Genomic DNA, 24,573 nt, shown 5'->3' with positions numbered 1-24,573 from the left:
CGCCTAGGCTGGGTGAATGGACGTTACTTTCGCCCCGCTTATGGACAAGGACGAAGAGGAACTGGTCAAATTCCTGACCACCAACAGCTTTCCGTTCCACCGGATCACAGCCCCCTCCGAGGAACTGGTCCGCCGGCTGCTGCTGGAAGGACGGTTTGAGTCCGACGGCGTCTGCACCTTCTGGGTTTTCGGCGGCAACCACCGCCTTGGCCTAGTGATCCTGGAAGACCTTGACCAGGAGTGCGCTTACTTTGACCTTCGCCTCGTGGAGGAGCACAGGGGAGAGGGCAAGGGGGTGCCCGTGCTCCGCGCGCTGACAGACAAGGTTTTCACCGATTATCCGCACCTGCGGCGTTTCGCCGGAAGGATGCGGGAGGACAACATCGCCATGCGCAAGACCCTGCTTCGCTCCGAATTCGTCAAGGAAGCGCACCTGCGCGAGCAGTGGCCGCTGCCGGACGGGAACCGGCTGGCCGAAGTGGTCTACAGCCGGCTGCGCTCCGACTGGGAGGCAGGCACCGTGACCGGCTTCGAATGGGAAGACCTGGCTGCGCGGTAGGATGTAACCGTCGCAACTGGCGTTGGGTGGGTAACCACCAGGAAGCGGCACAGCAGTAACACACCGCGGATCGCACGCCTGGGCCTTCGGTCAAGTTGTCATCTGTTTGTCATGCCCGGACCCCGGGGGTGCCCGGCAGGTAGCCTGACCTATAGAACACCTTTCCCCAGGAGATCCACGTGAGACTATCCACCCAGCCCGTCACCAATGCCCCCCTCTCCGAGGTTGACCCGGAGATTGCCGCAGTCCTTGACGGGGAACTGGCCCGCCAGCGCAATACGCTGGAAATGATCGCTTCCGAGAACTTCGCGCCGCGTGCCGTCCTGGAAGCCCAGGGTTCCGTCCTGACCAACAAGTACGCAGAGGGTTACCCCGGACGCCGCTACTACGGCGGCTGCGAGCAGGTTGACGTTGCCGAGAACCTCGCGATCGAACGGGTCAAGGCCCTGTTCGGCGCCGAGTTCGCCAACGTGCAGCCGCATTCCGGGGCCCAGGCCAACGCTGCCGCCCTGGCCGCCCTGATCAAGCCCGGTGACAAGATCATGGGCCTGAACCTGGCCCACGGCGGGCACCTGACCCACGGCATGAAGCTGAACTTCTCCGGCAAGCTCTACGAAGTGGCAGCCTACGGCGTGGACGAGCACACCTACCGCGTTGACATGGACAAAGTCCGCGAGCAGGCGATCGCCGAAAAGCCGCAGGTCATCATCGCCGGATGGTCCGCGTACCCGAGGCAGCTGGACTTTGAAGCGTTCCGTTCCATTGCCGACGAGGTTGGTGCCTACCTCTGGACGGACATGGCTCACTTCGCCGGCCTCGTAGCGGCCGGCCTGCACCCGAGCCCGGTGCCGTATTCCGACGTCGTTACCTCCACGGTGCACAAGACCCTTGCCGGTCCGCGTTCCGGCATGATCCTGGCCAAGGAGGAGTTCGGCAAGAAGATCAACTCCAGCGTCTTCCCGGGGCAGCAGGGCGGCCCACTGATGCATGTGATCGCTGCGAAGGCCGTGGCCTTCAAGGTGGCCGGCTCCGAGGAGTTCCGCGAACGGCAGGAACGTGTCCTTGAAGGCGCCCGCATCATCGCGGACCGCCTCACCGCCGCTGACGTAGCTGAGCACGGTGTATCCGTGCTGACCGGCGGCACCGACGTACACCTGATCCTGGTGGACCTGCGCAACTCGGTGCTGGACGGCAAGCAGGCCGAAGACCTGCTGCACTCCGTCGGCATTACCGTGAACCGCAACTCGATCCCCTTCGACCCGCGGCCGCCGATGGTCACCTCCGGACTGCGCATTGGAACCCCGGCGCTGGCTACCCGCGGTTTCGGCGCCAAGGAGTTCACTGAGGTGGCAGAAATTATTGCCGCAGCGCTGAAGCCCTCCCCGGATACGGAGGCCCTGCGCAACCGGGTCACGGCACTCGCCGAGGACTTTCCGCTCTACCCCGGCCAGGAGGAATGGTAAGCATGGAGCAGGCAACCAACATGGAAGGCGCAGTGGAGACCGCGAAGGAAACCGCACCCGCAACGGCCCAGGTCCTGGACGGCATCAAAGCCGCCAAGGAGATCAAGGCTGAGCTGACCGAACGCATCCAGGTCCTCAAGGACGAGCACGGGATCACTCCGGGACTGGCAACCGTGCTGGTGGGCGATGACCCGGCCAGCCACTCCTACGTGGGCGGCAAGCACAAGGACTGCGCGCAGGTGGGCATCAACTCCATCCGCCGCGACCTGCCCGCTGACATCAGCCAGGAAGAACTCGAGAAGGTCATTGATGAGCTGAACGAGGACCCGGCTGTTACCGGCTACATTGTGCAGCTCCCGCTGCCGAAGCAGTTGGACACCAACGCCATCCTCGAGCGCATCGCGCCTGAAAAGGACGCTGATGGCCTGCACCCGGTCAACCTTGGCCGGCTGGTGCTGAACGTCTCCGACCCGATGAACTCACCCCTGCCCTGCACGCCGCATGGCATTGTGCAGCTGCTGGTACGCAACGGGCTGGTCCTGACCGGCAAGAGTGTGCTGGTGATCGGCCGCGGTGTCACGGTGGGCCGTCCGCTGGGACTGCTGCTGACCCGGCGCCAGATCAACGCCACGGTCACCCTGGCGCACACCGGCACGGTCAACCTGCCTGAGCTGCTGGCCGAGGCCGACGTCGTTGTTGCCGCCGCCGGATTCCCGGGCATGGTCAAGGCTGCCGAACTCAAGCCCGGCGCCATTGTGCTGGACGTAGGCGTCACCCGGGTCACCGATCCGGAGACCGGCAAAACGACCCTGAGCGGCGACGTCGAGAAGGATGCTGCCTCTGTGGCGTCCTGGATGTCCCCGAATCCGGGCGGTGTGGGACCGATGACCCGCGCCATGCTGCTGGCCAACGTGGTGGAGGCCGCCGAGCGCAGCGTGGGAATCCTTCCCACTGCCTAAAGCGTCACGCTGAGAACAGACAGGGAACGGAACCGAGCACGGCGGTTCCGCTCCCTGTCTGTTTGGGATCAGCGGCTATGAGAGCGCCGGGTCTCCGGAAGTGGGCAGGGGAAGTTCCGGGGACTAGGTCCCTGCGGGCTCCACGGTGTTCGGTGCTCCCGGCAGCAGCACAGCGTCCGCGGGCCGGTCCTCATTCATCCGCTGAACCAGGCGGGCAAAGAACTCCCGGAGCCTGGCCTGCGCCTGGGCATTCTCGCCGCGGCGCAGGCAGCTGAGCATGTCCTGGAAAGCATCGACCCACAGCGGGACCAGGTGCCCGGAGGGGTAGAGGCTGATCCGCCGCAGGGACCGCAGCATCACCCGTTCAGCCATGGCTTCGAGCTCGGCGTTGTCCGCGGCCTCCAGCAGCACGCGGATGATGTCGATCAGCCGGGTCCGTGATGCCTCAAAGCGGTACTGGCTCACTTCCCGGGTGAACAGGTCGACGGCGGTGCTGAGCTGCTCCAGCTGCGCGGTGCTGAGCGTCCGTGCCCGTTCCAGGGCCGCGACCGTCACGATGCCCAGGGCATCCATGAGTTCCATCGCCTGCCGCTGGGTCAGCACGGAAACGCTGCGCCGCTTGTTCGCGGCGGCGTCAATAAGGCCCTCTGCCACCAGCTCGGTTATGGCCTCGCGGACAGGCGTGATGCTGACGTTCAGGCGGGCAGCGATCTCGCTGTCCCGGATCGGACGGCCCGGTTCCAGCTTGCCGCTGAGGATCTCCTCGCGCAGGTGGTTGGCCACCGCCTCGCGCCGGGTGGTAGGCAATTCGAATTCCAAGGACCGGCTCTCCTTCCCGTCCGCGGCACGTCCGCGGCCGTCCCCCATGGGAGCTTGCACTTAGGGTACCCGTCCACCAATTTTCCGGAATACCTATGGCAAGAATGCATTCTGCAACTTACATTGTCGCGGACCTGCACTCGATAGAGCGGGTGCGGGAAGCAACTCAATGAGGAGAATGCCATGCCCCTGGACTCAGCAACCACAGCTTTTCTCGCGGCCGCGGCGGAGGCCGCAGGGCCGGACGCCCAACCCATGTGGACCATGGCTCCCGCGGATGCCCGCCTGGCAGCCAAAGCCCTGACCGGAGATGCTGACCCGGTGATCGAGATGGTCCGCACCGAGGACCACCTGCTCACCAGCACCGACGGCGGCCAGTTCGAGGTGCGGGTCCACGTTCCGGTGGAGTCACCTGACGCCGTGTTCATCTACCTCCACGGCGGCGGATGGGTGCTGCAGGACATTGACGGATACGACGCCCTTGGCCGGCAGCTCGCGGAACGCTCCGGGTATGCGGTTGTGCTGGTGAACTACCGCAAGGCACCGGAGCATCCCTTCCCGCTTCCGGTGGAGGATTCCTGGACAGCCCTGACCTGGACGGCCGAACATCTGACGAACATTGCCGGCCGTGACGTGCCCCTGATCATTGGAGGGGACAGCGCCGGTGGAAACCTGGCCGCAGCCATGACCCTTCGGGCACGGGACCACAGCGGACCGGCGCTGGCAGTGCAGGTGCTCATTTACCCCGTCACGGACGCAGATTTCACGCGCTCTTCCTACCTTGAAGCGGAGAACCAGACGCTGCTCACTACCGAGTTCATGAGCTGGTTCTGGGACCAGTACGTGCCGGACGCGGGCCAGCGCCGGCATCCCGAAGCCGCACCGCTGCACGCCGGCGATCTCAGCGGACTGCCCCCGGCCCTGATTATTACCGCCGCCCATGATGTGCTCCGGGACGAAGGAGAAGCCTATGCCGCGGCCCTGGAGGCGGCCGGAGTGCCGGTAAACCACAAGCGCTGGGAAGGGCAGATGCACGGGTTCATTACGATGCTCGGGATCCTGCCGGCCAGCACCGAGGTCCTGGACCACATTGTTGAGTCTGTCTCCCGTGACCTGGAGGCGGTGACGGAGCGGTGAGCGCGGAACGGGAAGTAGACACAGCCGTTGTAGGCGCGGGGTTCTCCGGGCTGTACCTGCTGCACCGGATGAGGGAACTGGGGCTTAGCTGCACCGTGTTCGAGCGGGGCGAGGGCATCGGCGGAACCTGGTACTGGAACCGATACCCGGGCGCCCGCTGCGATGTTGAAAGCGCCTACTACTCATATTCGTTCTCCCCGGAGCTGGAGCAGGAATGGGTCTGGTCGGAAAAGTACGCCACCCAGCCGGAAATCCTGCGGTACCTGGACCACGTTGCCGAACGCTTTGACCTGATGCGGGACATCGAACTTGAACGTGAGGTCGTCTCTGCCGTCTATAACGAGGCAGAGAAGCGCTGGCACCTCGCTGTCCGCAAACAGGACGGAAGCGAGGAGAAGGTGGTGGCGCGCTACTGCATCATGGCCACCGGGTGTCTTTCCGCAGGGAGGATCCCGGAGTTTCCCGGACTCGGGTCCTTTACCGGGGACATTTACCACACCGGTAGCTGGCCGCATGAGGGCGTTGACTTCACCGGTAAGCGAGTAGGGGTAGTGGGTACGGGGTCATCTGGGATCCAGTCAATTCCAATTATTGCCCAGCAGGCGGATCACCTGACGGTCTTCCAGCGGACACCGAACTACAGCGTCCCCGCACACAACCGGCCGCTGGAACCGGAGGAATGGACAACCATCAAGGAGCAGTACCCGGATCTCCGGAGCCGGGCAAAGCACACGCCCACGGGCCTGCCCTTCCCTCCCGGTGAGGCACCGGCACTCTCGGTTGCACCGGATGAGCAGCGCCAGATCCTGGACGAGCACTGGAAACAGGGCGGATACCGTCTGGCCCAGTGCTTCTCTGACATAGGTGTGAACCGCGAAGCGAACGAGGTGGTGGCCGGATACATCCGGGAACGCATCGAGGAAATAGTCGAGGATCCGGCGGTTGCCGAACTGCTCAAGCCGTTCGATCATCCGGTGGGGACAAAACGAATCTGCGTGGACACCGACTACTACGCAACCTTCAACCGGGAGAATGTGGAACTGGTCGACGTCCGCAAGGCGCCGATTGCCAAGATCACGGAGACCGGCCTGAGCACCACCGAAGCGGAGTACGAATTCGATGCGATCGTCTTCGCCACCGGATTCGACGCCATGACCGGAGCGCTCGCCCGCATCGACATCCGTGGCCGGGGCAATGCCGCCCTGGCGGAGAAATGGGAGGCGGGCCCGCGCACCTACCTGGGCCTGGCGACGTCGGGGTTCCCCAACCTGTTTATGGTCACGGGGCCGGGCAGTCCATCGGTTCTCAGCAACATGGTTACCTCGATCGAGCAGCACGTGGACTGGATTACAGACCACATCAGCTTTCTGGAGCGGGAGGGACTGGCCGAGAGTGAGGCTGTTCCCGAAGCCGAGGACAGCTGGGTTGACCACGTGAACCAAGTTGCGGACCTGACGCTCTATCCACAGGCCAACTCCTGGTATCTCGGCGCGAACGTGCCTGGAAAGCCACGGGTGTTCATGCCTTATGTCGGGGGAGTAGGAGCGTACCGGGCGAAGTGCGACCAGGTAGCGGCCAGCCGCTACGACGGGTTCGCCCTCCTTTAGTGCAGGGCACCGAACACGAACCGCAGGCCCGTCCTCCGATTGGAGGGCGGGCCTGCGTGTTTCCCCCTGAACCCTGCACTATGATTGCCGGGTGCCGCAGATCACAACCTCTAAAACGCCCGCCATGAGCGGCTTCCAGGGCCCGGTCATCGCCGCGTCGAACCTCACCAAGTCCTACGGGGACTTCACCGCCGTTGACGGCATCAGCTTCGAAGTTCCGGCAGGGGAGTCCTTCGGGCTGCTGGGTCCGAACGGTGCCGGGAAATCCACCACCATGAAGATGATCGGCGGAGTCTCCCGGCGCACCTCCGGCGAGCTGGCGATCATGGGCCTGGACCCGAACACCAACGGACCGGAAGTCCGGGCACACCTGGGAGTGGTTCCGCAGCAGGACAACCTGGACGAGGAGCTGCGCGTCCGGGACAACCTGCTTGCCTACGGACGTTACTTCGGCCTGCCCAAGAGCTACCTGCAGCCCAAGGCGGACGAACTGCTGGAGTTCGCGCAGCTGACGGACAAAGCCAGGGCGCGGGTGGACGACCTCTCGGGCGGTATGAAGCGCCGCCTGACCATCGCCCGCTCACTGATCAACGATCCCAAGATCCTGCTGCTGGACGAGCCCACCACAGGGCTGGACCCGCAGGCCCGGCACATCCTCTGGGACCGCCTCTTCCGGCTCAAGGAAGCCGGCGTCACCCTGATTCTCACCACGCACTACATGGACGAGGCCGAGCAGCTCTGCGACCGGCTCATTGTGGTGGACAAGGGCACGATCATGGCCGAAGGGTCTCCGGCAGCGCTGATCCGCACCCACTCCTCCCGCGAGGTGGTGGAGCTGCGCTTCGGGTCCGAACGCAACACCACGGTCGCGGCGGAACTCGACGGCATCGGTGAGCGCATCGAGACGCTGCCGGACCGGGTTCTGATCTACGCGAACGACGGCGAAGCTGCCCTTGAAGCGGTCAGCTCCCGTGGGCTGCGGCCCATCACCTCGCTGGTGCGGCGTTCTTCGCTGGAGGACGTCTTCCTCCGCCTGACCGGCAGGAGTCTCGTTGACTGAGCAGCGCACCCACGCAGTCCTGGGGCTGCGGTCCCCGCTGACACCGGAAGAGACCGCCCGCAGGGCGCGGCGCTTCGGAGCGGTCTACTACGCCGAACACTGGCTGCGCCGGATGCGCGGTTACGGGATCACCGTGCTGGTCACCGCCGTCGGAACCCCGCTGGTGTACCTCTTCGGCATGGGGATCGGACTGGCTTCGCTGGTGGACACCGGTACCAACGCGGCCTTCGAAACCGGCAACGGCTCCTCTGTCTCTTACCTGATGTTCGTCGCTCCGGCGCTGCTGGCGACGGCGGCGATCATGGTTTCCAGCGAGGAAAACACGTACACCGTGATGTCCGGCTTCAAATGGCGGCGGACCTACTACGGGCCCAACGCCTCGCCGCTCTCCAGCGGGCAGCTGGTGGACGGGCATGTGCTGGGACTGGGCGTGCGGCTGCTGATTACCTGCGGAGCCTACTTCGTGTTCCTGCTGCTCTTCAGCGCCGTCGGCAATCCGGGCACCGCTTGGCTGATGATTTTCACGGCCATCCTGGGCGGGCTGGCTTTCGGCCTGCCGCTGATGGCCTACAGTGCCTCCATCACCGAAGACCGCGGACAGTTCGCCATGGTGCAGCGGTTCATCGTCATGCCGCTGTTCCTGTTCTCCGGCACCTTCTTCCCGCTGGACACCCTGCCGCTGGTGATCCGCTGGATCGGCTGGATCTCACCGCTCTGGCATGCCACCGAGCTGGGCCGGATGTTCAGCTACGGACTGGCTGAACCGGTTCTCCTGACCGTGGTGCACGTGGCCTATCTGCTGGCCCTCGCAGCGGGCGGCTGGCTCCTGGCCCGGCGTACCTTTACACGGAGGCTGGGCAAATGAGTGCTGAACAACGTACCGGGGGAGCGGCGTCGGACTTCCTGGCACCCGGATCTCCGGCGCTGGCCGGGAAGCGGGTCCTGGGCTCGCTCTATGCACGGAACATCCGGGCCGTCTTTGCCCGCGGGCTGAAGGCGACCTGGGGAACCAACTGGTCCATCATGATCAGCGGTTTTGTGGAACCGGTGCTGTACCTCATTGCCATGGGCATCGGTCTGGGCGCACTGATCGGCACCGTCACCGGACCGGGCGGCGAGCAGATCAGCTACGCGGCATACATCGCGCCCGCACTGCTGGCCGTCTCCGCCATGAACGGCGCCGTTTACGACTCCACCATGAACGTGTTCTTCAAGCTCAACTACGCCAAGCTCTATGAGGGCATGCTGGCCACCTCGCTGGGGCCGCTGGACGTGGCACTGGGCGAGATCCTGCTGGCCCTGCTGCGCGGAGCCATGTACGCCACCGGCTTCACTGCTGTTATGGCTGCCATGGGACTGGTGACCTCCCCGGCGGCGCTGCTGATGATTCCCGCCGCAGTGGTGGTCGCCTTCGGCTTCGCGTCCTTCGGGATGGCAATCACCAGCTACATGAAGACTTTCCAGCAGCTGGACTGGGTCAACTTCGTCATGCTGCCCATGTTCCTGTTCTCCGCCACCTTCTACCCGCTCAGCGTCTACCCGCAGGCAGTGCAGTGGATCATCCAGGCACTCCCGCTGTGGCACGGCGTGGAAATGCTGCGCCAAATCAGCGCCGGAGCCTTCAGCCTCGCCACGGCCGGGCACCTGCTCTACTTCGTGGTGATGATCGCGATCGGCCTGATTGTGACCACCCGCAGGCTCGAAGCGCTGTTCCAGAAGTAGGGTCTGTGCCGGGGTGCACGGACCCTATGAGGGTGTCCGGACCCGGGCAGCCAGCGCCGCCTGCAGCCGGGATTCAACGCCAAGCTTGGCCAGCACCCGTGAAACATGGGTCTTGACTGTGGTTTCAGAGATGCCCAGTTTGCGGGCGATCCGGACGTTGCTGAGCCCTTCGGCAAGGCAGTCCAGGACTTCCTCTTCCCGCGTGGTCAGCTCATTCTCCGGGGCCAGGGCCTGGGAGGGGGCCAGCGGTGCGTCAGGAACCGCATGTTCCCGCCCGGAGACGAAGGCATCCACCAGCCGCCCTGCAACCTCCGGAGCGATCACCGTGCCGCCGTCGTGGACCCGCCGCAGCGCCGTCGTAATCTCGGCAGGCTCCGCTGTCTTGAGCAGGAAGCCGGCTGCGCCCGCGGAGAGGACACCGAACAGATAGGAATCATGGTCGAAGGTGGTCAGGGCTACCACTTTCGCCAGGCCGCCGGACACGATTTCCCCGGTGGCCTGGACACCGTCAACCACGGGCATCCGCAGGTCCATCAGCACAACATCCGGGCGCAGTGCACGGGCCATCCGCACGGCCGTGGCGCCGTCGGACGCTTCGCCAACCAGCTCGAACCCCGGCTCGGTCTCCAGGACCATGCGCATACCCAGCCGGATCGCAGCGTGATCGTCAGCCAGCAGAACCCGAATATCCCCGCTCATACCTTTGTTCCTCCTGTGCTGACGCTGTTCTGGTGCTGCTCTGGTGCCGCTTCCGGCGGGCTGACCGGGAGCATAGCTTCAACTTTCCACCCGGTGCCCTCCGGCCCCGGGCCGGCAGCCGCCCGGCCGCCAAGCTGCTCGGCGCGTGCCAGGATGCTGGGCAGCCCGGTGCCGGTACCCGGGCCGGTACCGGCAGCCGAGCCGGATCCCGGGACAGTGCTTCCGCCGTCGTCCTCCACCACCAGCCGCAGACCGCCGGAAGTGCGCTCCAGCAGCATGCTGACCCGGGCGCCGTCCGTGTGGCGGGCAGCGTTGACCAGCGACTCCACGGCAATCCGGTATATGGCGGCCTGCACAGGGGAGGGCAGCTCGTCAGAGCGGGGAACGCGGTTTGTCCAGCAGATGTTCATTCCGGCGGCCCGGTGTCCTGCAACGACGGCGTCGAGGTCCTGGACACTGCCGGCCAGGGCACGGGGGATGCCGGTACTGAGGGTGCGGATCATCCCGTTGAGCTCCTCCAAACCCTTCACACTTTCCTGACGCACGTGCGCCAGCACCTCCAGCGGCAGGGAGCTGCCCTGCGGGCTGCGCAGCGCTGCTCCGGACTGCAGGGCAATAGCGGAGAGCCGGGAGGAGAGGACATCGTGCAGTTCCCGTGCCATGTCCTGCCGCTCCGCTGCCAGGGCGAGCTCGTGTTCGCGGGCGGCAAGACGCTCCTGGTCCCGCGCGGCCGCGCGGATAGCAGCTGCGCGGGCACTCTCGCTCTTGGCCAGCTGGGCCGCCTTGCGCAGGTTGGACGCCCACTCTGCCGGGAGCAGCAGAATCATGCCGGCGAGCAGGATGACCGTTACACCGTCGCCGAGGTCTCCGGTCAGCGTCCAGACAGTCACGCCTGAGGCGGCACAAAGCACAAGGACAGTGACCTCCGCTGCACGGGCCGCCCGGGCGGAACCGAACAGGACCAGGGAAAAGACAGCTTCGAAGATAAGGAACAACCCGACCGTGCTGTTGGCCAGGACCAGCGGGACCGCCGCGGCCAGAGCAACCGGCACCATCACGGCCGTCCGGACACGGCGGAACAGGACGGCGGCACAGCCGATGACGGTCAGCATCGGCCACCACGGCACCAGCTGCGGGACCGCCGGGGTGCCGGTGGCAGTCAGGTCCAGGGAATGCAGCAGCCAGGCCAGGGCAGCGTAGGCAAACGCCAGCAGGACGTCCTCACGCCGGATCCTGCGGGCCGGGGCAGCCTGGCCCGGGGAAAAGTTCATGACTCCATCCTGACGTGGGTGTTGTCTTCGGCCAAGGAGGTATCGGTGCCGTGGCACTAAAGAATGACCCCGGTTACGCCGAAGGCCGGATTCCTACAGGCCGCCGCCCGGGAAGAGTAGCCGCTATGACTCCGGAAACCCTCGCCCAGCTGGGCATACTCGCCCTGGTAGACAGCACCAGCATCGGCACCCTCGTGATCCCTATATGGCTCCTGATGCGGCGTGACGCTGGAAAGACCACCGGGAAGGTGGCAACCTACCTCGGCGCCGTCGGGCTGTTCTATTTCCTGGTGGGTCTGCTGCTGCTCTCCGGTGCCAGCGGGCTGGGACGGATGCTGGGCGGGGGAATGGGTACGATCCTGGAACTCCCGGCTGTGCAGGCGCTGATGATCGCGGCAGGCGCGGGCATGCTTCTCTGGTCGTTCAGGGACACCCTGTTCAAGAAACCCGGCGCTGAAACCGGCGCTGCTGCCGGCGCTGCCGGGCCGCACACGGGGCCGGGCTTCACGCCGGAAACCACGGGTAGGGCTGACGCCCAAACCGGCAACACACGGACAACCGCCGCACTCCAGCGCTCGCAAGCCACGGAGCGCCGCTGGCAGCAGCGGATCGGCAAGGCCCTGGATACCCGGGGCGGACTCCTGGGGCTCGCGCTTCTGGCCGGGGTCTTGGAGCTGCCCACCATGCTGCCCTACCTGGCTGCCGTGGGACTGGTGACCGCCTCGGGGACAGACTGGACGGCGTCCGCCGGGGTCCTGGCGCTTTACTGCCTGGTGATGCTGCTGCCTGCGGCTGTGCTGCTGACAGCGCGGCGGGTACTGGGAAGGCGTCTGGACGGCCCGCTGGAGCGGCTGCGGGCATGGCTGTCCAAAGCAGTGGGTGAAGCGGTGCTCTGGATCGTGGGGATTGTCGGGTTCCTGATGCTGCGGGCAGGACTGGCCGGGCTGTTTCCGGGCGCTTCCTGGAACCCCTTCGGCGGGTGAGGCGCCTTAACCGCGGAGCTCATCCAGAGCGGAACGGAAGGCCTGGGCTACGCGGTCGCTGAACAGCACAAACTCGATGCGTGCAATGCCTGTTCCCGGATGATTGCTAACTGCCTGCAGCGCCGTGCGGGCGACGTCGTCCGCGTCCCAGCCGTAGACCCCCGCACTGATTGCCGGGAAGGCCACGGTGGCAGCCCCCAGTTCCTCAGCCACGGCCAGGCTGTTGGCAAACGCCTGGCGCAGCAGCTCCGGGTCGGTCTGCCCGGCGTTGGCATTGGGGCCTACGGTATGGATCACCCACCGGGCCGGAAGATTGAAGGCTTCCGTGGCCACTGCCTGGCCTACCGGAAGCCCGTCCGGATAATCAGCCTGCCGCAGGGCGCGGCAGGCTTCCAGCAGCTGCCGGCCGGCCGCCCGGTGGATGGCTCCGTCCACACCGCCGCCACCCAGCAGTGACGAGTTGGCGGCGTTGACTACCGCGTCGACGTCGCGCGTTGTGATGTCTCCCTGCAGCAGCTCAATCTCCATGGGCTCAGCCTTCCAGCCGCAGCCGCGCTCGGGCAACCCCGCCAGCATGTCTCGAATCCCTCCATCGAGAGGCCAGTTACAGCTCTTTTGGCACCTCAAAAGAGCCGTAACTGGCCTCTCATTTCGCCGAGGGGGTAAGCCGGAATGAGGCCCCCGAAAATTTGAGAGAATAGGGTTATGCAGTCCATCCGTAACGGCAAGACGCCGTCAGCAAGCAATCCCGGCCGGGGTATCAGCCGCCAGATGGCCACGATCGGGACCACCGTCATGGTCTTCGTGTTCATTGTTGCCGTGCTTTTCGCCGCCAATGAGAACGACGTCGTTGGCTGGCTGGTGGTGATCATCTCCCTGGGCTGGCTGCTGCTGTTCGCCTTTGTTGTCTTCAGCATCCGCGGTGCGGCGCGCAAGGCCGGCGCCAAGCTCGCCCAGGCACAGGATTCACTGAACCGTGCCGCCGGCGCGGCACCTTCCGTTGAGGTCATGGACGAGGCAACTCTCATCCGCGACCAGAAGCTGGACCACAGCTTCAAGATCATCCAGGTCCAGTCCAAGGTGATCCGCGACAACCTCGGCACCGACGCCGACCAGGTTGCCCGCGCCATTGAAACGATTGAGATCACGGCGCATAACGCCCGCGGAATGATGAAGAAGGATGACGGCGGTCCGGTCGAAGGCACTGTAGTCGACTAGGCAGCGGACGCCGCACGCTCTAGGCGCGGCGGAACCGCCGGAAACGAAAGCTACTGAGGGGTAAGGTATTTGGCGTGAGCATGGAATCGACTGGGGAGTCCAGCCCTGAACCCGGTGCGTCAGCACTGAGGATCGCAACCGTCAACGTGAACGGCATCCGCGCGGCGTACAAACGCGGCATGGCCGACTGGCTTGCCGAGCGCGGCGTGGACATCCTCTGCATGCAGGAAGTCCGTGCTCCCGACGCCGTTGTCCGCGACCTGCTGGGCAGCGACTGGCACATCCTGCACGCCGAGGCAGAAGCCAAGGGGCGTTCCGGGGTGGCGATCGTCTCCCGCGCCGAACCCGTGGCCGTGCGCGAACACATCGGTGAAGACTACTTCGCCCTCTCCGGCCGCTGGGTCGAAGCCGACTTCAAGATCCCGGTCGACGGCGAGGAGAAGCTCCTCACCGTGGTCAGCGCCTACGTGCACTCCGGCGAGGCCGGCACACCCAAACAGGACGACAAGTACCGCTTCTTGGACGTCATGGCCGCCCGGCTGCCCGTGCTCGCTGCCACCAGCGACTACGCCCTGATTGTGGGAGACCTCAACGTCGGCCACACCACCCTGGACATCAAGAACTGGAAGGGCAACGTCAAGCGGGCAGGGTTCCTGCCGGAAGAGCGTGCCTACTTTGACCGCTTCTTCAGCGACGAAATCGGTTACGTGGACGTAGCCCGCAAGCTCGCCGGCGAGGTTCCCGGGCCCTACACCTGGTGGTCCTGGCGCGGACAGGCCTTCGACAACGACGCCGGCTGGCGCATCGATTACCACATGGCCACTCCCGCCCTCGCCGAGCGTGCCGTCAGCGCCGTCGTCGACCGCGCAGCCACGTACGACGCCCGTTTCTCCGACCACGCCCCCGTGGTTGTCGACTACAAGTTCTGAGGCAGAAAACATGACGCAGACCCCCGCCCGCCAGCGCATTCTCTCCGGAATGCAGCCCTCCGCGGATTCACTGCACCTGGGCAACTACCTGGGTGCCCTGGTGAACTGGGTGCGCCTGCAGGAGCAGTACGACGCCTACTTCTTCATCCCGGACCTGCACGCGATCACCGTGCCGCAGGACCCGGCGGACCTCCGCCAGCGCACCCGCGTGACCGCTGCGCAGTACATTGCCGGCGGGGTGGATGTGGACAAGGCCACCCTGTTCGTCCAGTCCCAGGTGCCCGAACACGCGCAGCTGGCATGGGTAATGAACTGCATTACCGGCTTTGGCGAAGCGTCCAGGATGACCCAGTTCAAGGACAAGCAGCAGCGCTTCGGCGCTGACTCAGCCAGTGTGGGACTGTTCACCTATCCGATCCTGCAGGTGGCGGACATTCTGCTGTACCAGCCCCACGGCGTACCCGTGGGTGAGGACCAGCGGCAGCACGTTGAGCTCAGCCGCGACCTCGCCAAGCGGTTCAACACCCGCTACGGAGACACGTTCACGGTGCCGGAAGCCTTCATCCAGAAGGAGTCCGCAAAGATTTACGACCTGCAGAACCCGGCTGCAAAAATGTCCAAGTCCGCCGAATCCCAGGCAGGGCTGATCAACCTGCTGGACCCGGACAAGGTAATTGCCAAGCGCATCAAGTCGGCCGTGACTGACGACGGCACGGAGATCCGGTTTGACCGGGAAGCCAAGCCCGGTGTCTCCAACCTGCTCTCCATCTACTCGCTGATCACCGGCCGGAGCATCGACACCCTGGTCAAGGAGTATGAAGGCAAGATGTACGGACACTTGAAGGTAGACCTGGCAGAAGCTGCAACCGACCACATCCGTCCCATCCGGGAGCGGGCCCTGGAGCTGCTGGCTGACCCGGCGGAACTGGACCGCCTGCTGGCCAAGGGGGCCCTGAAAGCCCGTGAAACGGCGTCGGCTACACTTGCCGATGTGTACGAGAAGATCGGTTTCCTCCCACTGGGTTCCACCGCCCGCTAAGCGCTCATGGGCTACACGAACTCGACCGTCCAGACTTCATCCGGCGCAGCCCGCGGCGGCAGCGGCCGGGTGCCCGAAAGCCCGTGCTGGGTCGGGATTGTGATCTCGGTTCCCGAGCCCATCGCCTCGGAGCTGCGACGTGCAAGGGCCTCGTTTGGCGACCCGATGGCATCAGTAATTCCGGCCCACATCACGCTGGTAACCACGACGCCGGCACCGGACTGGGCATCGGCGCTGGAGCACGTGCGTGAAGTGACGGCCGCCCAGGCGCCCTTCACCGTGACCCTTCGCGGCGCCGCGTCCTTCCGGCCCGTCACTCCGGTGGTGTACGTACAGGTAGACGATGGTTTCCAGGAGTGCTCGAAGCTGCACCAGCAGCTGCAGTCGGGCCCGCTGGATCACCAGATGCCGTACCCCTACCACCCGCACGTCACCGTTGCCCACGACGTTTCCGAGGCCAGCATGGACAACGCAGTGGAGACCCTGAGGGATTATTCCGCGAGCTTCACCGTTGACCGGATCGGCGTGTTTGAACACGATCCGCACGGCCTGTGGGTGCTGCGCGAGGAAATGGTCCTGAAGGGCTAGAAGCCCTTGTCCCGGGCCTGCCGCAGATAGATACCCGCCCACGCGGCGATGATCTCCGCTGCCCGGGAGGTCTGTTCCCTGTCCGGCATGAGATGGCTGGCCCCTTCCAGGGAGACAAAGCTGCGCGGATGGCGTGCGGCATTGAAGATCTCCGAGGCGTTCTCGATCCCCACGGTCTCATCCGTGGGGGAGTGCATCACCAGCAGCGGTATTTCCAGGGTCTCGATGCACCCGCGCAGGTCGTGGCTGTGGAGATCCTCGACCAGTTGCTGCCGGATGGTCAGGGTGCGCCCGCCCAGCTCGACGTCGGCCTCACCCTGGTCAGCGATGGTCCCCAGCTCATCCTCGAACAGATGAGCCACGTGGGAGGGCCGGAACGGGGCGCCAATCGTCACCAGGGCAGCCAGGGAGTCTTCGGCTGAGGCGGCGGCGAGGGCGGCTGCTCCGCCAAGTGAGTGGCCCAGCAGCAGTGTTGGCGGGCGCCCGGAGGAGCGCAGATAGGCCATGGCGTTGTGCAGGTCGCTGACCTTGGTGGTGAAGGATCCGTCTTCCCAGGACCCGGTGGAACGGCCCAGCCCGGCGGCGTCGTAGCGCAGCACTCCGATGCCCCGCTCGGCGAGGGCCTTGGAAATGCGGGAAGCCGCTGCGCTGTTCTTCCCGAGGGCAAAGCCGTGGCAGAACACCGCCCAGCCGAGTGGATCTCCGTCGGGAACGTCCAGGGTGCCGGCCAGGGTGGTGCCGTTGACACCGGGGAAAGAAACAGATTCGAACTCTGGCATGCAGTCAACCCTATCTGCTGCCCGGACGTGTACCCGAAGGACGGGTGCCGGGGTATGCAAAAGGCGGGGGAGCCGGACGATAATCCGGTTCCCCCGCCTTATGAAAGCGGGCTAAGCCCCTGAACTAGATGGAGCGGTTCAGGATGGCCTGCTTGACCTCGGAGATGGCCTTGGTGACCTGGATGCCGCGGGGGCATGCTTCCGAGCAGTTGAAGGTGGTGCGGCAGCGCCACACGCCTTCCTTGTCGTTCAGGATTTCAAGGCGCATGTCTCCGGCGTCGTCGCGCGAGTCGAAGATGAAGCGGTGTGCGTTCACGATCGCAGCCGGGCCGAAGTACTGTCCGTCGGTCCAGAAGACGGGGCAGGAAGACGTGCAGGCAGCGCAGAGGATGCACTTGGTGGTGTCGTCGAAACGCTCACGGTCCTCAGCGGACTGCAGGCGCTCCTTCGTCGGTTCGTGGCCCTTGGAGATCAGGAACGGCATGATCTCGCGGTAGGACTGGAAGAAGGGTTCCATGTCCACGATCAGGTCCTTTTCCACCGGCAGGCCCTTGATGGGCTCGACGAGGATGGGCTTGGAGGTGTCCAGGTCCTTCAGCAGGGTCTTGCAGGCCAGGCGGTTGCGGCCGTTGATGCGCATGGCATCGGAACCGCAGACGCCGTGGGCGCAGGAACGGCGGAAGGAAACGGTGCCGTCATGCTCCCACTTGACCTTGTGCAGGGCATCCAGCACGCGGTCCGTTCCGTACATGGTCAGCGTCCACTCGTCCCAGTGGGCCTCGTCAGAGATCTCCGGGTTGTAGCGGCGTACCTTCAGCGTGATGTCGAAGGAGGGGATTTCACCGGCAGTTGATTCAGCCAGGTCAATCTTTGAGGCCGGCTCAGCGACTTCCGTTGTCATTAGTACTTCCTCACCATCGGCTCGTAGCGCGTGAAAATAACCGGCTTGGTATCGAGCCGGATGCCGGCCGTGTGCTCGGCGTTGTCGGCCTCATCGACCTTGTAGGCCATGGAGTGCAGCATGAACTTCTCGTCATCGCGCTCCGGGAAGTCCTCACGGAAGTGGCCGCCGCGCGATTCCTCGCGGTGCAGGGCAGCCACGGACATGACTTTGGCCAGTTCCAGGAGGAAGCCGAGCTCTACGGCTTCCAGCAGGTCAAGGTTGAAGCGCTTGCCCTTGTCCTGGACGTTGATCTTCTTGTAACGCTCTTCCAGATCTGCAATGTCGGAAAGCGTCTTCTGGATCGTCTCGGCTGTACGGAACACCTGCATGTTGGCATCCATGGTGTTCTGCAGGTCGCGGCGGATTTCGGAAACGCGCTCGGTGCCTTCGGAGTTGCGGACAACATCCAGCAGGGCAATCGTGTCTGCTTCCGGATCTTCCGGCAGGTCGACGAAGTCGGCCTGCAATGCGTACTCGGCGGCGTAGATGCCGGCGCGCTTACCGAAGACGTTGATGTCCAGCAGGGAGTTGGTGCCCAGGCGGTTGGAGCCGTGGACGGAAACGCAGGCTACTTCGCCGGCCGCGTACAGGCCCGGGATCACGGTGTCGTTGTCCTGGAGGACCTCGGCCTTGATGTTGGTCGGGATGCCGCCCATGACGTAGTGCGCCGTCGGGAACACGGGAACGGGCTCGGTGTACGGCTCCACACCCAGGTAGGTGCGGGCGAATTCCGTGATGTCCGGGAGCTTGGCATCGATGTGTGCCGGCTCCAGGTGGGTGAGGTCCAGCAGGACGTAGTCCTTGTTCGGGCCGCAGCCGCGGCCTTCACGGACTTCGTTGGCCATGGAACGGGCAACGATGTCTCGGGGAGCGAGGTCCTTGATGGTCGGTGCGTAGCGCTCCATGAAGCGCTCACCCTCGGAGTTGCGCAGGATCGCGCCTTCACCGCGGGCAGCTTCGGAGAGCAGGATGCCCAGGCCGGCCAGGCCCGTCGGGTGGAACTGGATGAACTCCATGTCTTCCAGCGGGATGCCCTTGCGGAACGCAATGCCCATGCCGTCGCCGGTCAGGGTGTGGGCGTTGGAGGTGGTCTTGAAGACCTTGCCGGCACCGCCGGACGCGAAGACCACGGACTTGGCCTGGAAAACGTGCAGTTCACCGGTGGCGAGGTCGTAGGAGACGACGCCCGCAACGCGCTTCTGGCCGAAGCTGTCTTCAACGGTCAGCAGGTCCAGAACGTAGTACTCGTTGTAGAACTCAACGTTGTGCTTGACGCAGTTTTGGTACAGGGTCTGCAGGATCATGTGGCCGGTGCGGTCTGCTGCGTAGCAGGCGCGGCGCACGGGAGCCTTGCCGTGGTCCCGGGTGTGGCCGCCGAAACGGCGCTGGTCGATCCGGCCTTCAGGCGTGCGGTTGAAGGGCAGGCCCATCTTTTCCAAGTCCAGCACGGCGTCGATGGCTTCCTTCGCCATGACCTCGGCGGCATCCTGGTCCACCAGGTAGTCACCGCCCTTGACCGTGTCAAAGGTGTGCCATTCCCAGTTGTCTTCTTCTACGTTGGCCAGTGCTGCGCACATGCCGCCCTGCGCTGCTCCGGTGTGGGAACGCGTGGGGTACAGCTTGGTCAGTACCGCCGTCCGTGCGCGCTGTCCGGATTCGATGGCGGCACGCATACCGGCGCCGCCGGCGCCGACAATGACGACGTCGTACTTATGGACCTGCATACCAGATGCTCTTTCTGTTGAAACTGTTTGTAGCTCTTAGGGAGTTGCTGCGGTGTCTGCCCGGCTAGGGAGCGGGGCAGAAGGACGGCAGCTGGTCCAGCGTCGCGTTGGCAGGGCACGGATCGAAGGTGAAGATCACGAGGGTGCCAAGAACGATGATGACGACGGTTGCCGAGTACAGCACCGTCTTGAGCCACATGCGGGTGGAGTTCTTCTCGGCGTAGTCGTTGATGATGGTGCGCACGCCGTTGGTTCCGTGGAGCATGGCCAGCCAGAGCATGACCAGGTCCCAGATCTGCCAGAGCGGGGAGGCCCACTTGCCGGCAACGAACCCGAAGTCGATGGCCTTGATGCCGTCGCCAACCATGAGGTTGATGAAGAGGTGGGTGAAGATCAGGATGACCAGCAGGGCGCCGGAGATGCGCATAAACAGCCATGCGATCATCTCGAAGTTGCCCTTGCCCGACCCGTTGCGGGTGTACTTCGGGGAGATGCGTCCTGCCCGGGGGGCGTCAATTGAAGGAGTGCTCATGGCTTAGTGACCCCCGAAAATGATGGGAATGTGGCGGATGGAGAAGCCGATCATGGTCACGGCCCAAAGGCCGACGACGCCCCACAGCATCTGGCGCTGGTACTTGGGGCCCTTCTTCCAGAAGTCGATAAGAATCACCCGGAGGCCGTTGAAGGCGTGGAACACGATGGCGGCGACGAGCCCAAGCTCACCGAGGCCCATGATGGGGTTCTTGTACGCTCCGATGACCACGTTGTAGGCCTCGGGCGACACGCGCACCAGCGAGGTATCCAGAACATGGACCAAAAGGAAGAAGAAGATCACCACGCCAGTAATCCGATGGGCCACCCATGACCACTGGCCTTCGCGGCCGCGGTAAAGCGTGCCTGCTGGTAACTTCGACACTGAATATTCCTCCCTGCATCGCAGCGGCGCTAGCGCGTCTTCCACGCAGTGATGACGCCGGTGCGAGAGCACTTATAAGCTCAAGCATAATCTAGGTCCCACCCGTAGCGGGATCAATTTAGGTTCCCCTACAGTGTGACCTGGCTTACACTCCGCAGTGCGCCGGCGGCAGCACGCGCTCGTGTCTGCGGCCATGGCTGAGGGGACTCTCAGCTAACCTTGGCACTGATGAGTACTGAAATGACAAATGTGAACCCGGAATCGGCCGGCGCCGACATCTTCGACCGCTTCTACGGCGTGATTCCGGCCGGGGGAGTAGGGACCCGGCTGTGGCCGCTTTCCCGCGCCGCGGCGCCGAAGTTCCTTCACGACCTCACGGGTTCCGGATCCACGCTGATCCGTGCGACGTATGACCGCCTGGCACCGCTAAGTGACGACCGTGTCATGGTGGTGACCGGCCAGCTTCACCGCTCCGCCGTGCTGGCCCAGCTGCCCGAAATCCAGCAGGAGAACCTGGTGCTGGAAAATGAGCCCAAGGACTCCGCTGCCGCCATTGGCCTGGCGGCGGCAATCCTGTACCAGCGCGACCCGTCCATCATCATGGGTTCCTTCGCCGCAGACCAGGTGATCACGCCCGTCGAGGTTTTCCAGGAGACCGTCCGGGAGGCCATCCACACTGCCGCACAGGGATATATCGTCACGATCGGCATCCACCCCACGCACCCCTCCACTGGATTCGGCTATATCAAGGCCGGGGAACCGCTGGTCATTGACGGGGCGCCCAGCGCGCATTCCGTTGTTGAATTCGTCGAGAAGCCGTCCGAGGACACCGCCCGCGGCTACCTGCGCAGCGGCAACTACAGCTGGAATGCCGGCATGTTCGTGGCCCCGGTCGCCCTGATGCTCAAGCACCTGCTGGCTAATGAACCTGAACTCCACGCCGGACTGATGGAAATCGCCGAAGCCTGGGACACCGAGAACCGCCGGGAAGTGGTGCTGAGGGTCTGGCCGACGCTGCCCAAGATCGCCATTGACTACGCGGTGGCTGAACCCGCTGCGGCGGCCGGAGACGTCGCCATGATTCCCGGCATCTTCAGCTGGGATGACGTGGGGGACTTCGCCGCCATCGGGCGGCTGAACCCGGCTGCTGAAAACAGTGAACTGACTGTGATGGGCGAGGGTGCGCGTGTCTACTCCGAGGATGCCTCGGGGATTGTTGTGTCTGATACCAAACGCGTTATTGCCCTGATCGGCATCGAGGACGTGGTGATTGTGGACACGCCTGATGCCCTGCTGGTCACCACGAAGGACCACGCACAGGAAGTCAAAAAGGCTGTGGAGCACCTCAAGGCCAGCGGTGACACGGACGTCCTGTAGTTAGACCTGCAGTTATAAGGAGTAGCCCAGGCAACACCGCAGGGCTCCCCGGCTCACGAAATTGGGCCGTGGGAAGTCTTAAAGTCATCCAGTTCCCGCGAACCAGCACAGGTTGGCTAACCTTGAATACGTGCAGACAACCCCACTTAGCAGTTCACCAGTTCCGTCTATTAGGGGCAGTGTTGCTCCAATCCTGGGTGAGCTGATCGAGTTCCGGCGGGATCTGCACTCGCATCCCGAGCTCTCACACAAGGAGTTCCGCACCACGGACCGGATCGTTGAGGCGCTGGAGGCAGCAGGCCTGCAGCCCAAGCGGCTTGAAAACACCGGTGCCTACGTGGACATTGGAGACGGCCCGATCGGCCTGGCGCTGCGCGCGGACATCGATGCGCTGCCTGTCCTGGAGGAAACCGGCCTTCCCTACGCCTCGGTGAACACCGGGATAACGCACGCCTGCGGGCATGACATCCACACCACCGTAATGCTCGGCGTTGCCCGGGTGCTGGCAAAGCTCGACGCCGAGGGATCGCTGGGCGGGCGGATCCGGGTGATCTTCCAGCCGGCCGAAGAAGTCATGCCCGGCGGTGCACTGTCCGTGATCGAACAGGGAGTGCTTTCCGGAGTTCCGCGCATCCTGGCCCTGCACTGCGACCCCCGCGTCGACGTCGGGCAGGTGGGTACCCGCATCGGTGCCATCACCTCCGCCTCCGACACCATTCGGATTGAACTCTCCGGCCAGGGCGGACATACCTCACGGCCGCACCTGACCCAGGACCTGGTCTTCGCGCTCAGCCAGATCGCCGTCAGCGTTCCCGCCATCCTGTCCCGGCGGATCGATGTCCGCAGCGGTGTGTCCGTTGTCTGGGGCCAGATCCACGCCGGGTCCGCGCCGAATGCCATCCCCGGCCACGGCTTTATGGCGGGCACCATGCGCTGCCTTGACGCCGAGGCCTGGCACGCGGCGGGCGAACTGCTCGACGACGTGGTCCGCGAAGTTGCCGCTCCTTACGGTGTGGAGGTGGCGCTGGAGCACACCAGGGGTGTGCCGCCGGTTATCAACTCCGAAGCCGAAACGGGTCTGATCGAAGCGTCTGCCCGGGCTGAGCTTGGGGAGGATTCGGTAGTCCTGACTCCGCAGTCCATGGGCGGGGAAGACTTTGCCTGGATGACACAGGCCATCCCCGGCGCCATGATGCGCCTCGGTACCCGCACGCCGGGAGGGGAAACCTTCGACCTGCACCGCGGGGACTACAACCCGGATGAACTGGCGATCAGCTGCGGCGTCTCCGTGATGGCGGCAGCCGCTGTGCGCGCTGCGCGCGGCCTGCGGCACTGATCCAGGCGGGATTCCGCGGCCTGCCCGCAACCTCGCGGGCCCTTCACAGAGCCCCGATTGATAACAACATGTAAACAAATGATCCCCAGGGCGCCTCTTCGCGTAGTGGTTCGCAACACATGCACTATGGTTAGGTCTTGCTGCGCTCCATGAGGGAAGGAGCGCGCACCACACGCACCTGCGAAAGGCCCTCCCGTCCGGCGGGCCGAGCCGCAGTTAAGGCGGTGGAACACTTTTCTTTTCTGGAGGAACATTGAAGAATTTCCCGCGCGGCTTCAAGCGCAATGCCGGTGCATCCGTCGCCATGCTGGGCGCATCGGCGCTTCTGCTGGCCGGCTGCGGTGCCGCCCCCGAGGAAGACTCCGCATCCAGCGGCGAGGCAAGCGCCAACGGCGATTTCCTGGCCTGCATGGTTTCGGACTCCGGCGGATTCGATGACCGCTCGTTCAACCAGTCCGGCTTCGAGGGCCTGAAGGCTGCTGAAACTGACCTGGGCATCGAGATCAAGACCGCTGAGTCCCAGTCCGAGACCGACTTCGGTCCGAACCTGGACTCCATGGTTGTCCAGAACGGCTGTGACATCACCGTCACCGTCGGCTTCCTCCTCGCCGATGCTACCCAGGAAGTGGCTGCCGCTAACCCGGAGAGCCACTTCGCCATCATCGATGACAACTCCATCGAGCTGGATAACGTCAAGCCGATCATCTACGACACCGCCCAGGCTGCATTCCTGGCCGGCTACGTAGCTGCCGGAACGTCGGAGACCGGCAAGGTTGCCACCTACGGCGGCATCAACATCCCCACCGTGACCATCTTCATGGACGGCTTCGCTGACGGCGTTGCCTACTACAACGAAGAGAACGGCGCCGACGTCGAGGTCCTGGGCTGGAACAAGGCTGACCAGACCGGTTCCTTCATCGGCAACTTCACCGACACCGGTGCAGGTAAGACCACCACTGAGAACTTCATCAACGAAGGCGCCGACATCATCATGCCGGTTGCCGGTCCGGTGGGCACCGGTACGCTCGACGCTGTTGTCGAAGCCAACGCAGGCGGCGGCACCAACAAGGTGATCTGGGTCGATTCCGACGGTTACGAGACCGCAGGCAACGGCAAGGAATACATCCTGACTTCCGTTATGAAGCTCATGGGCGAGGCCGTTGAAGAGGTCATCACCCAGGACGTTGAGGGCAACTTCGACGCAGCCCCGTACATCGGCACCCTGGAGAACGGCGGCGTCACCCTGGCTCCGTACCACGACCAGGAAGAGGCCGTGCCGGCCGACGTCAAGTCCGCTGTAGATGAGATCAAGGCCAAGATCATCTCCGGCGAAATCTCCGTAGAATCCGCTGCCAGCCCCAAGTAATCCGGGCATAGGCCGCAACTAACGGACCGCTGTTCGTCCGGCTGCGCTGCAGCCGGCGGCAGCGGTCCGTTCTGTTCCG

Annotated in this window: 25 protein-coding genes and 1 riboswitch; of the genes, 16 read left to right on the top strand and 9 right to left on the bottom strand. The window is 64.5% G+C overall.

Annotation, left to right across the window (positions count from 1 at the left end):
• Nucleotides 1-16 precede the first annotated feature (16 nt).
• The 3 genes from ACWGQ2_RS01400 to ACWGQ2_RS01390 all read left to right on the top strand — a co-directional run bounded on the left by ACWGQ2_RS01400 (nt 17) and on the right by ACWGQ2_RS01390 (nt 2,981).
• Complete coding sequence (locus tag ACWGQ2_RS01400) at nt 17-559, top strand: GNAT family N-acetyltransferase (RefSeq protein ID WP_452013569.1); 543 nt, start codon at nt 17-19, stop codon at nt 557-559.
• 2 nt (nt 560-561) lie between these two features.
• A riboswitch (ZMP/ZTP riboswitch) is annotated at nt 562-650 on the top strand.
• Between the two features lie 88 nt (nt 651-738).
• Nucleotides 739-2,022 carry a serine hydroxymethyltransferase gene (gene glyA, locus ACWGQ2_RS01395; protein WP_452013567.1) on the top strand — a complete coding sequence of 428 codons (1,284 nt, stop codon included), beginning with the start codon at nt 739-741 and terminating at the stop codon, nt 2,020-2,022.
• Between the two features lie 20 nt (nt 2,023-2,042).
• Nucleotides 2,043-2,981, top strand: coding sequence for a bifunctional methylenetetrahydrofolate dehydrogenase/methenyltetrahydrofolate cyclohydrolase (locus ACWGQ2_RS01390; protein ID WP_452014474.1), 939 nt, complete (start codon nt 2,043-2,045; stop codon nt 2,979-2,981).
• 123 nt (nt 2,982-3,104) lie between these two features.
• Here ACWGQ2_RS01390 and ACWGQ2_RS01385 read toward each other — a convergent pair whose 3' ends face one another.
• Entirely contained in the window at nt 3,105-3,800 is a 696-nt protein-coding gene (locus tag ACWGQ2_RS01385; protein WP_452013565.1) for a GntR family transcriptional regulator, read from the bottom strand.
• Between the two features lie 183 nt (nt 3,801-3,983).
• On the opposite strand from ACWGQ2_RS01385, the gene ACWGQ2_RS01380 reads away from it, so the two are divergent.
• The 5 genes from ACWGQ2_RS01380 (at nt 3,984) to ACWGQ2_RS01360 (ending at nt 9,326) form a co-directional block, all read left to right on the top strand.
• Entirely contained in the window at nt 3,984-4,937 is a 954-nt protein-coding gene (locus tag ACWGQ2_RS01380) for an alpha/beta hydrolase (RefSeq protein ID WP_452013563.1), read from the top strand.
• On the top strand, nt 4,934-6,544 hold the full coding sequence (locus ACWGQ2_RS01375) for a flavin-containing monooxygenase (protein ID WP_452013560.1): 1,611 nt from the start codon (nt 4,934-4,936) through the stop codon (nt 6,542-6,544). The genes ACWGQ2_RS01380 and ACWGQ2_RS01375 overlap by 4 nt, the downstream gene beginning before the upstream one ends.
• 124 nt (nt 6,545-6,668) lie before the next feature.
• The gene (locus tag ACWGQ2_RS01370) at nt 6,669-7,604 is read left to right on the top strand and encodes an ABC transporter ATP-binding protein (RefSeq protein WP_452013557.1); all 936 of its coding nucleotides are present in this window, start codon (nt 6,669-6,671) and stop codon (nt 7,602-7,604) included.
• The gene (locus ACWGQ2_RS01365; RefSeq protein WP_452013554.1) at nt 7,597-8,469 is read left to right on the top strand and encodes an ABC transporter permease; all 873 of its coding nucleotides are present in this window, start codon (nt 7,597-7,599) and stop codon (nt 8,467-8,469) included. Before ACWGQ2_RS01370 ends, ACWGQ2_RS01365 begins: the two co-directional genes overlap by 8 nt.
• Nucleotides 8,466-9,326: an ABC transporter permease gene (locus ACWGQ2_RS01360; RefSeq protein WP_452013552.1), complete on the top strand. Its 861-nt coding sequence runs from the start codon at nt 8,466-8,468 to the stop codon at nt 9,324-9,326. The genes ACWGQ2_RS01365 and ACWGQ2_RS01360 overlap by 4 nt, the downstream gene beginning before the upstream one ends.
• 24 nt (nt 9,327-9,350) lie before the next feature.
• Here the strand turns inward: ACWGQ2_RS01360 and ACWGQ2_RS01355 are convergent, their stop codons facing one another.
• Complete coding sequence (locus ACWGQ2_RS01355) at nt 9,351-10,025, bottom strand: response regulator (protein WP_452013549.1); 675 nt, start codon at nt 10,023-10,025, stop codon at nt 9,351-9,353.
• Nucleotides 10,022-11,296 (bottom strand): sensor histidine kinase, encoded by a 1,275-nt coding sequence (locus ACWGQ2_RS01350; RefSeq protein WP_452013547.1) that lies wholly within the window; start codon nt 11,294-11,296, stop codon nt 10,022-10,024. The genes ACWGQ2_RS01355 and ACWGQ2_RS01350 overlap by 4 nt, the downstream gene beginning before the upstream one ends.
• A 125-nt stretch (nt 11,297-11,421) precedes the next feature.
• On the opposite strand from ACWGQ2_RS01350, the gene ACWGQ2_RS01345 reads away from it, so the two are divergent.
• On the top strand, nt 11,422-12,279 hold the full coding sequence (locus tag ACWGQ2_RS01345; protein ID WP_452013544.1) for a GAP family protein: 858 nt from the start codon (nt 11,422-11,424) through the stop codon (nt 12,277-12,279).
• A 6-nt stretch (nt 12,280-12,285) separates the two neighbouring features.
• Here the strand turns inward: ACWGQ2_RS01345 and ACWGQ2_RS01340 are convergent, their stop codons facing one another.
• Nucleotides 12,286-12,807: an O-acetyl-ADP-ribose deacetylase gene (locus ACWGQ2_RS01340; RefSeq protein WP_452013541.1), complete on the bottom strand. Its 522-nt coding sequence runs from the start codon at nt 12,805-12,807 to the stop codon at nt 12,286-12,288.
• A 177-nt stretch (nt 12,808-12,984) separates the two neighbouring features.
• Between ACWGQ2_RS01340 and ACWGQ2_RS01335 the strand changes: the two genes are divergently transcribed.
• The 4 genes from ACWGQ2_RS01335 (at nt 12,985) to ACWGQ2_RS01320 (ending at nt 16,053) form a co-directional block, all read left to right on the top strand.
• Complete coding sequence (locus ACWGQ2_RS01335; RefSeq protein ID WP_452013538.1) at nt 12,985-13,497, top strand: hypothetical protein; 513 nt, start codon at nt 12,985-12,987, stop codon at nt 13,495-13,497.
• 80 nt (nt 13,498-13,577) lie between these two features.
• Nucleotides 13,578-14,426: an exodeoxyribonuclease III gene (locus ACWGQ2_RS01330; protein ID WP_452014472.1), complete on the top strand. Its 849-nt coding sequence runs from the start codon at nt 13,578-13,580 to the stop codon at nt 14,424-14,426.
• A 10-nt stretch (nt 14,427-14,436) separates the two neighbouring features.
• The gene (gene trpS, locus ACWGQ2_RS01325; protein ID WP_452013536.1) at nt 14,437-15,465 is read left to right on the top strand and encodes a tryptophan--tRNA ligase; all 1,029 of its coding nucleotides are present in this window, start codon (nt 14,437-14,439) and stop codon (nt 15,463-15,465) included.
• A 6-nt stretch (nt 15,466-15,471) separates the two neighbouring features.
• A complete protein-coding gene (locus ACWGQ2_RS01320) occupies nt 15,472-16,053 on the top strand; it encodes a 2'-5' RNA ligase family protein (protein WP_452013534.1) in 582 nt (193 codons plus the stop codon).
• Here the strand turns inward: ACWGQ2_RS01320 and ACWGQ2_RS01315 are convergent.
• From ACWGQ2_RS01315 to sdhC, 5 genes are all read right to left on the bottom strand, one after another.
• Nucleotides 16,050-16,832 (bottom strand): alpha/beta hydrolase, encoded by a 783-nt coding sequence (locus tag ACWGQ2_RS01315; RefSeq protein ID WP_452013532.1) that lies wholly within the window; start codon nt 16,830-16,832, stop codon nt 16,050-16,052. The two genes, ACWGQ2_RS01320 and ACWGQ2_RS01315, sit on opposite strands and share 4 nt — an antisense overlap.
• A 124-nt stretch (nt 16,833-16,956) precedes the next feature.
• Entirely contained in the window at nt 16,957-17,733 is a 777-nt protein-coding gene (locus ACWGQ2_RS01310; RefSeq protein WP_452013530.1) for a succinate dehydrogenase iron-sulfur subunit, read from the bottom strand.
• Nucleotides 17,733-19,499, bottom strand: coding sequence for a succinate dehydrogenase flavoprotein subunit (gene sdhA / locus ACWGQ2_RS01305; protein WP_152228749.1), 1,767 nt, complete (start codon nt 19,497-19,499; stop codon nt 17,733-17,735). Before sdhA ends, ACWGQ2_RS01310 begins: the two co-directional genes overlap by 1 nt.
• Nucleotides 19,500-19,563: 64 nt before the next feature.
• Nucleotides 19,564-20,031, bottom strand: a complete 468-nt coding sequence (locus ACWGQ2_RS01300; protein WP_452013528.1) for a succinate dehydrogenase hydrophobic membrane anchor subunit — start codon at nt 20,029-20,031, stop codon at nt 19,564-19,566.
• Between the two features lie 3 nt (nt 20,032-20,034).
• Nucleotides 20,035-20,415 carry a succinate dehydrogenase, cytochrome b556 subunit gene (gene sdhC / locus ACWGQ2_RS01295; protein ID WP_452013526.1) on the bottom strand — a complete coding sequence of 127 codons (381 nt, stop codon included), beginning with the start codon at nt 20,413-20,415 and terminating at the stop codon, nt 20,035-20,037.
• 228 nt (nt 20,416-20,643) lie between these two features.
• On the opposite strand from sdhC, the gene ACWGQ2_RS01290 reads away from it, so the two are divergent.
• The 3 genes from ACWGQ2_RS01290 (at nt 20,644) to ACWGQ2_RS01280 (ending at nt 24,494) form a co-directional block, all read left to right on the top strand.
• Nucleotides 20,644-21,792 carry a mannose-1-phosphate guanylyltransferase gene (locus ACWGQ2_RS01290; RefSeq protein WP_452013524.1) on the top strand — a complete coding sequence of 383 codons (1,149 nt, stop codon included), beginning with the start codon at nt 20,644-20,646 and terminating at the stop codon, nt 21,790-21,792.
• Nucleotides 21,793-21,922: 130 nt separating this feature from the next.
• Nucleotides 21,923-23,128, top strand: coding sequence for an amidohydrolase (locus ACWGQ2_RS01285; protein ID WP_452013521.1), 1,206 nt, complete (start codon nt 21,923-21,925; stop codon nt 23,126-23,128).
• Between the two features lie 253 nt (nt 23,129-23,381).
• Nucleotides 23,382-24,494, top strand: a complete 1,113-nt coding sequence (locus ACWGQ2_RS01280) for a BMP family lipoprotein (RefSeq protein WP_452013518.1) — start codon at nt 23,382-23,384, stop codon at nt 24,492-24,494.
• The last annotated feature ends 79 nt before the right edge of the window (nt 24,495-24,573 follow it).

It is taken from the genome of Arthrobacter sp. NPDC055585, assembly GCF_053619115.1.
The sequence above is the reverse complement of the archived record's forward strand: the minus strand, read 5'-3'. Positions and strand labels throughout refer to the sequence as shown.

Bases quoted from the DNA above. Each gene is read 5' to 3' on its own strand.
- ACWGQ2_RS01390 (WP_452014474.1), top strand. From the start codon at position 2,043: ATGGAAGGCGCAGTGGAGACCGCGAAGGAAACCGCACCCGCAACGGCC.
- ACWGQ2_RS01380 (WP_452013563.1), top strand. From the start codon at position 3,984: ATGCCCCTGGACTCAGCAACCACAGCTTTTCTCGCGGCCGCGGCGGAG.
- ACWGQ2_RS01300 (WP_452013528.1), bottom strand. From the start codon at position 20,031: ATGAGCACTCCTTCAATTGACGCCCCCCGGGCAGGACGCATCTCCCCG.
- ACWGQ2_RS01320 (WP_452013534.1), top strand. From the start codon at position 15,472: ATGGGCTACACGAACTCGACCGTCCAGACTTCATCCGGCGCAGCCCGC.
- ACWGQ2_RS01290 (WP_452013524.1), top strand. From the start codon at position 20,644: ATGAGTACTGAAATGACAAATGTGAACCCGGAATCGGCCGGCGCCGAC.
- sdhA (WP_152228749.1), bottom strand. From the start codon at position 19,499: ATGCAGGTCCATAAGTACGACGTCGTCATTGTCGGCGCCGGCGGCGCC.
- ACWGQ2_RS01330 (WP_452014472.1), top strand. From the start codon at position 13,578: ATGGAATCGACTGGGGAGTCCAGCCCTGAACCCGGTGCGTCAGCACTG.
- ACWGQ2_RS01350 (WP_452013547.1), bottom strand. From the start codon at position 11,296: ATGAACTTTTCCCCGGGCCAGGCTGCCCCGGCCCGCAGGATCCGGCGT.
- trpS (WP_452013536.1), top strand. From the start codon at position 14,437: ATGACGCAGACCCCCGCCCGCCAGCGCATTCTCTCCGGAATGCAGCCC.
- ACWGQ2_RS01400 (WP_452013569.1), top strand. From the start codon at position 17: ATGGACGTTACTTTCGCCCCGCTTATGGACAAGGACGAAGAGGAACTG.
- ACWGQ2_RS01360 (WP_452013552.1), top strand. From the start codon at position 8,466: ATGAGTGCTGAACAACGTACCGGGGGAGCGGCGTCGGACTTCCTGGCA.
- ACWGQ2_RS01310 (WP_452013530.1), bottom strand. From the start codon at position 17,733: ATGACAACGGAAGTCGCTGAGCCGGCCTCAAAGATTGACCTGGCTGAA.
- ACWGQ2_RS01335 (WP_452013538.1), top strand. From the start codon at position 12,985: ATGCAGTCCATCCGTAACGGCAAGACGCCGTCAGCAAGCAATCCCGGC.
- ACWGQ2_RS01315 (WP_452013532.1), bottom strand. From the start codon at position 16,832: ATGCCAGAGTTCGAATCTGTTTCTTTCCCCGGTGTCAACGGCACCACC.
- ACWGQ2_RS01340 (WP_452013541.1), bottom strand. From the start codon at position 12,807: ATGGAGATTGAGCTGCTGCAGGGAGACATCACAACGCGCGACGTCGAC.
- ACWGQ2_RS01370 (WP_452013557.1), top strand. From the start codon at position 6,669: ATGAGCGGCTTCCAGGGCCCGGTCATCGCCGCGTCGAACCTCACCAAG.
- ACWGQ2_RS01345 (WP_452013544.1), top strand. From the start codon at position 11,422: ATGACTCCGGAAACCCTCGCCCAGCTGGGCATACTCGCCCTGGTAGAC.
- ACWGQ2_RS01355 (WP_452013549.1), bottom strand. From the start codon at position 10,025: ATGAGCGGGGATATTCGGGTTCTGCTGGCTGACGATCACGCTGCGATC.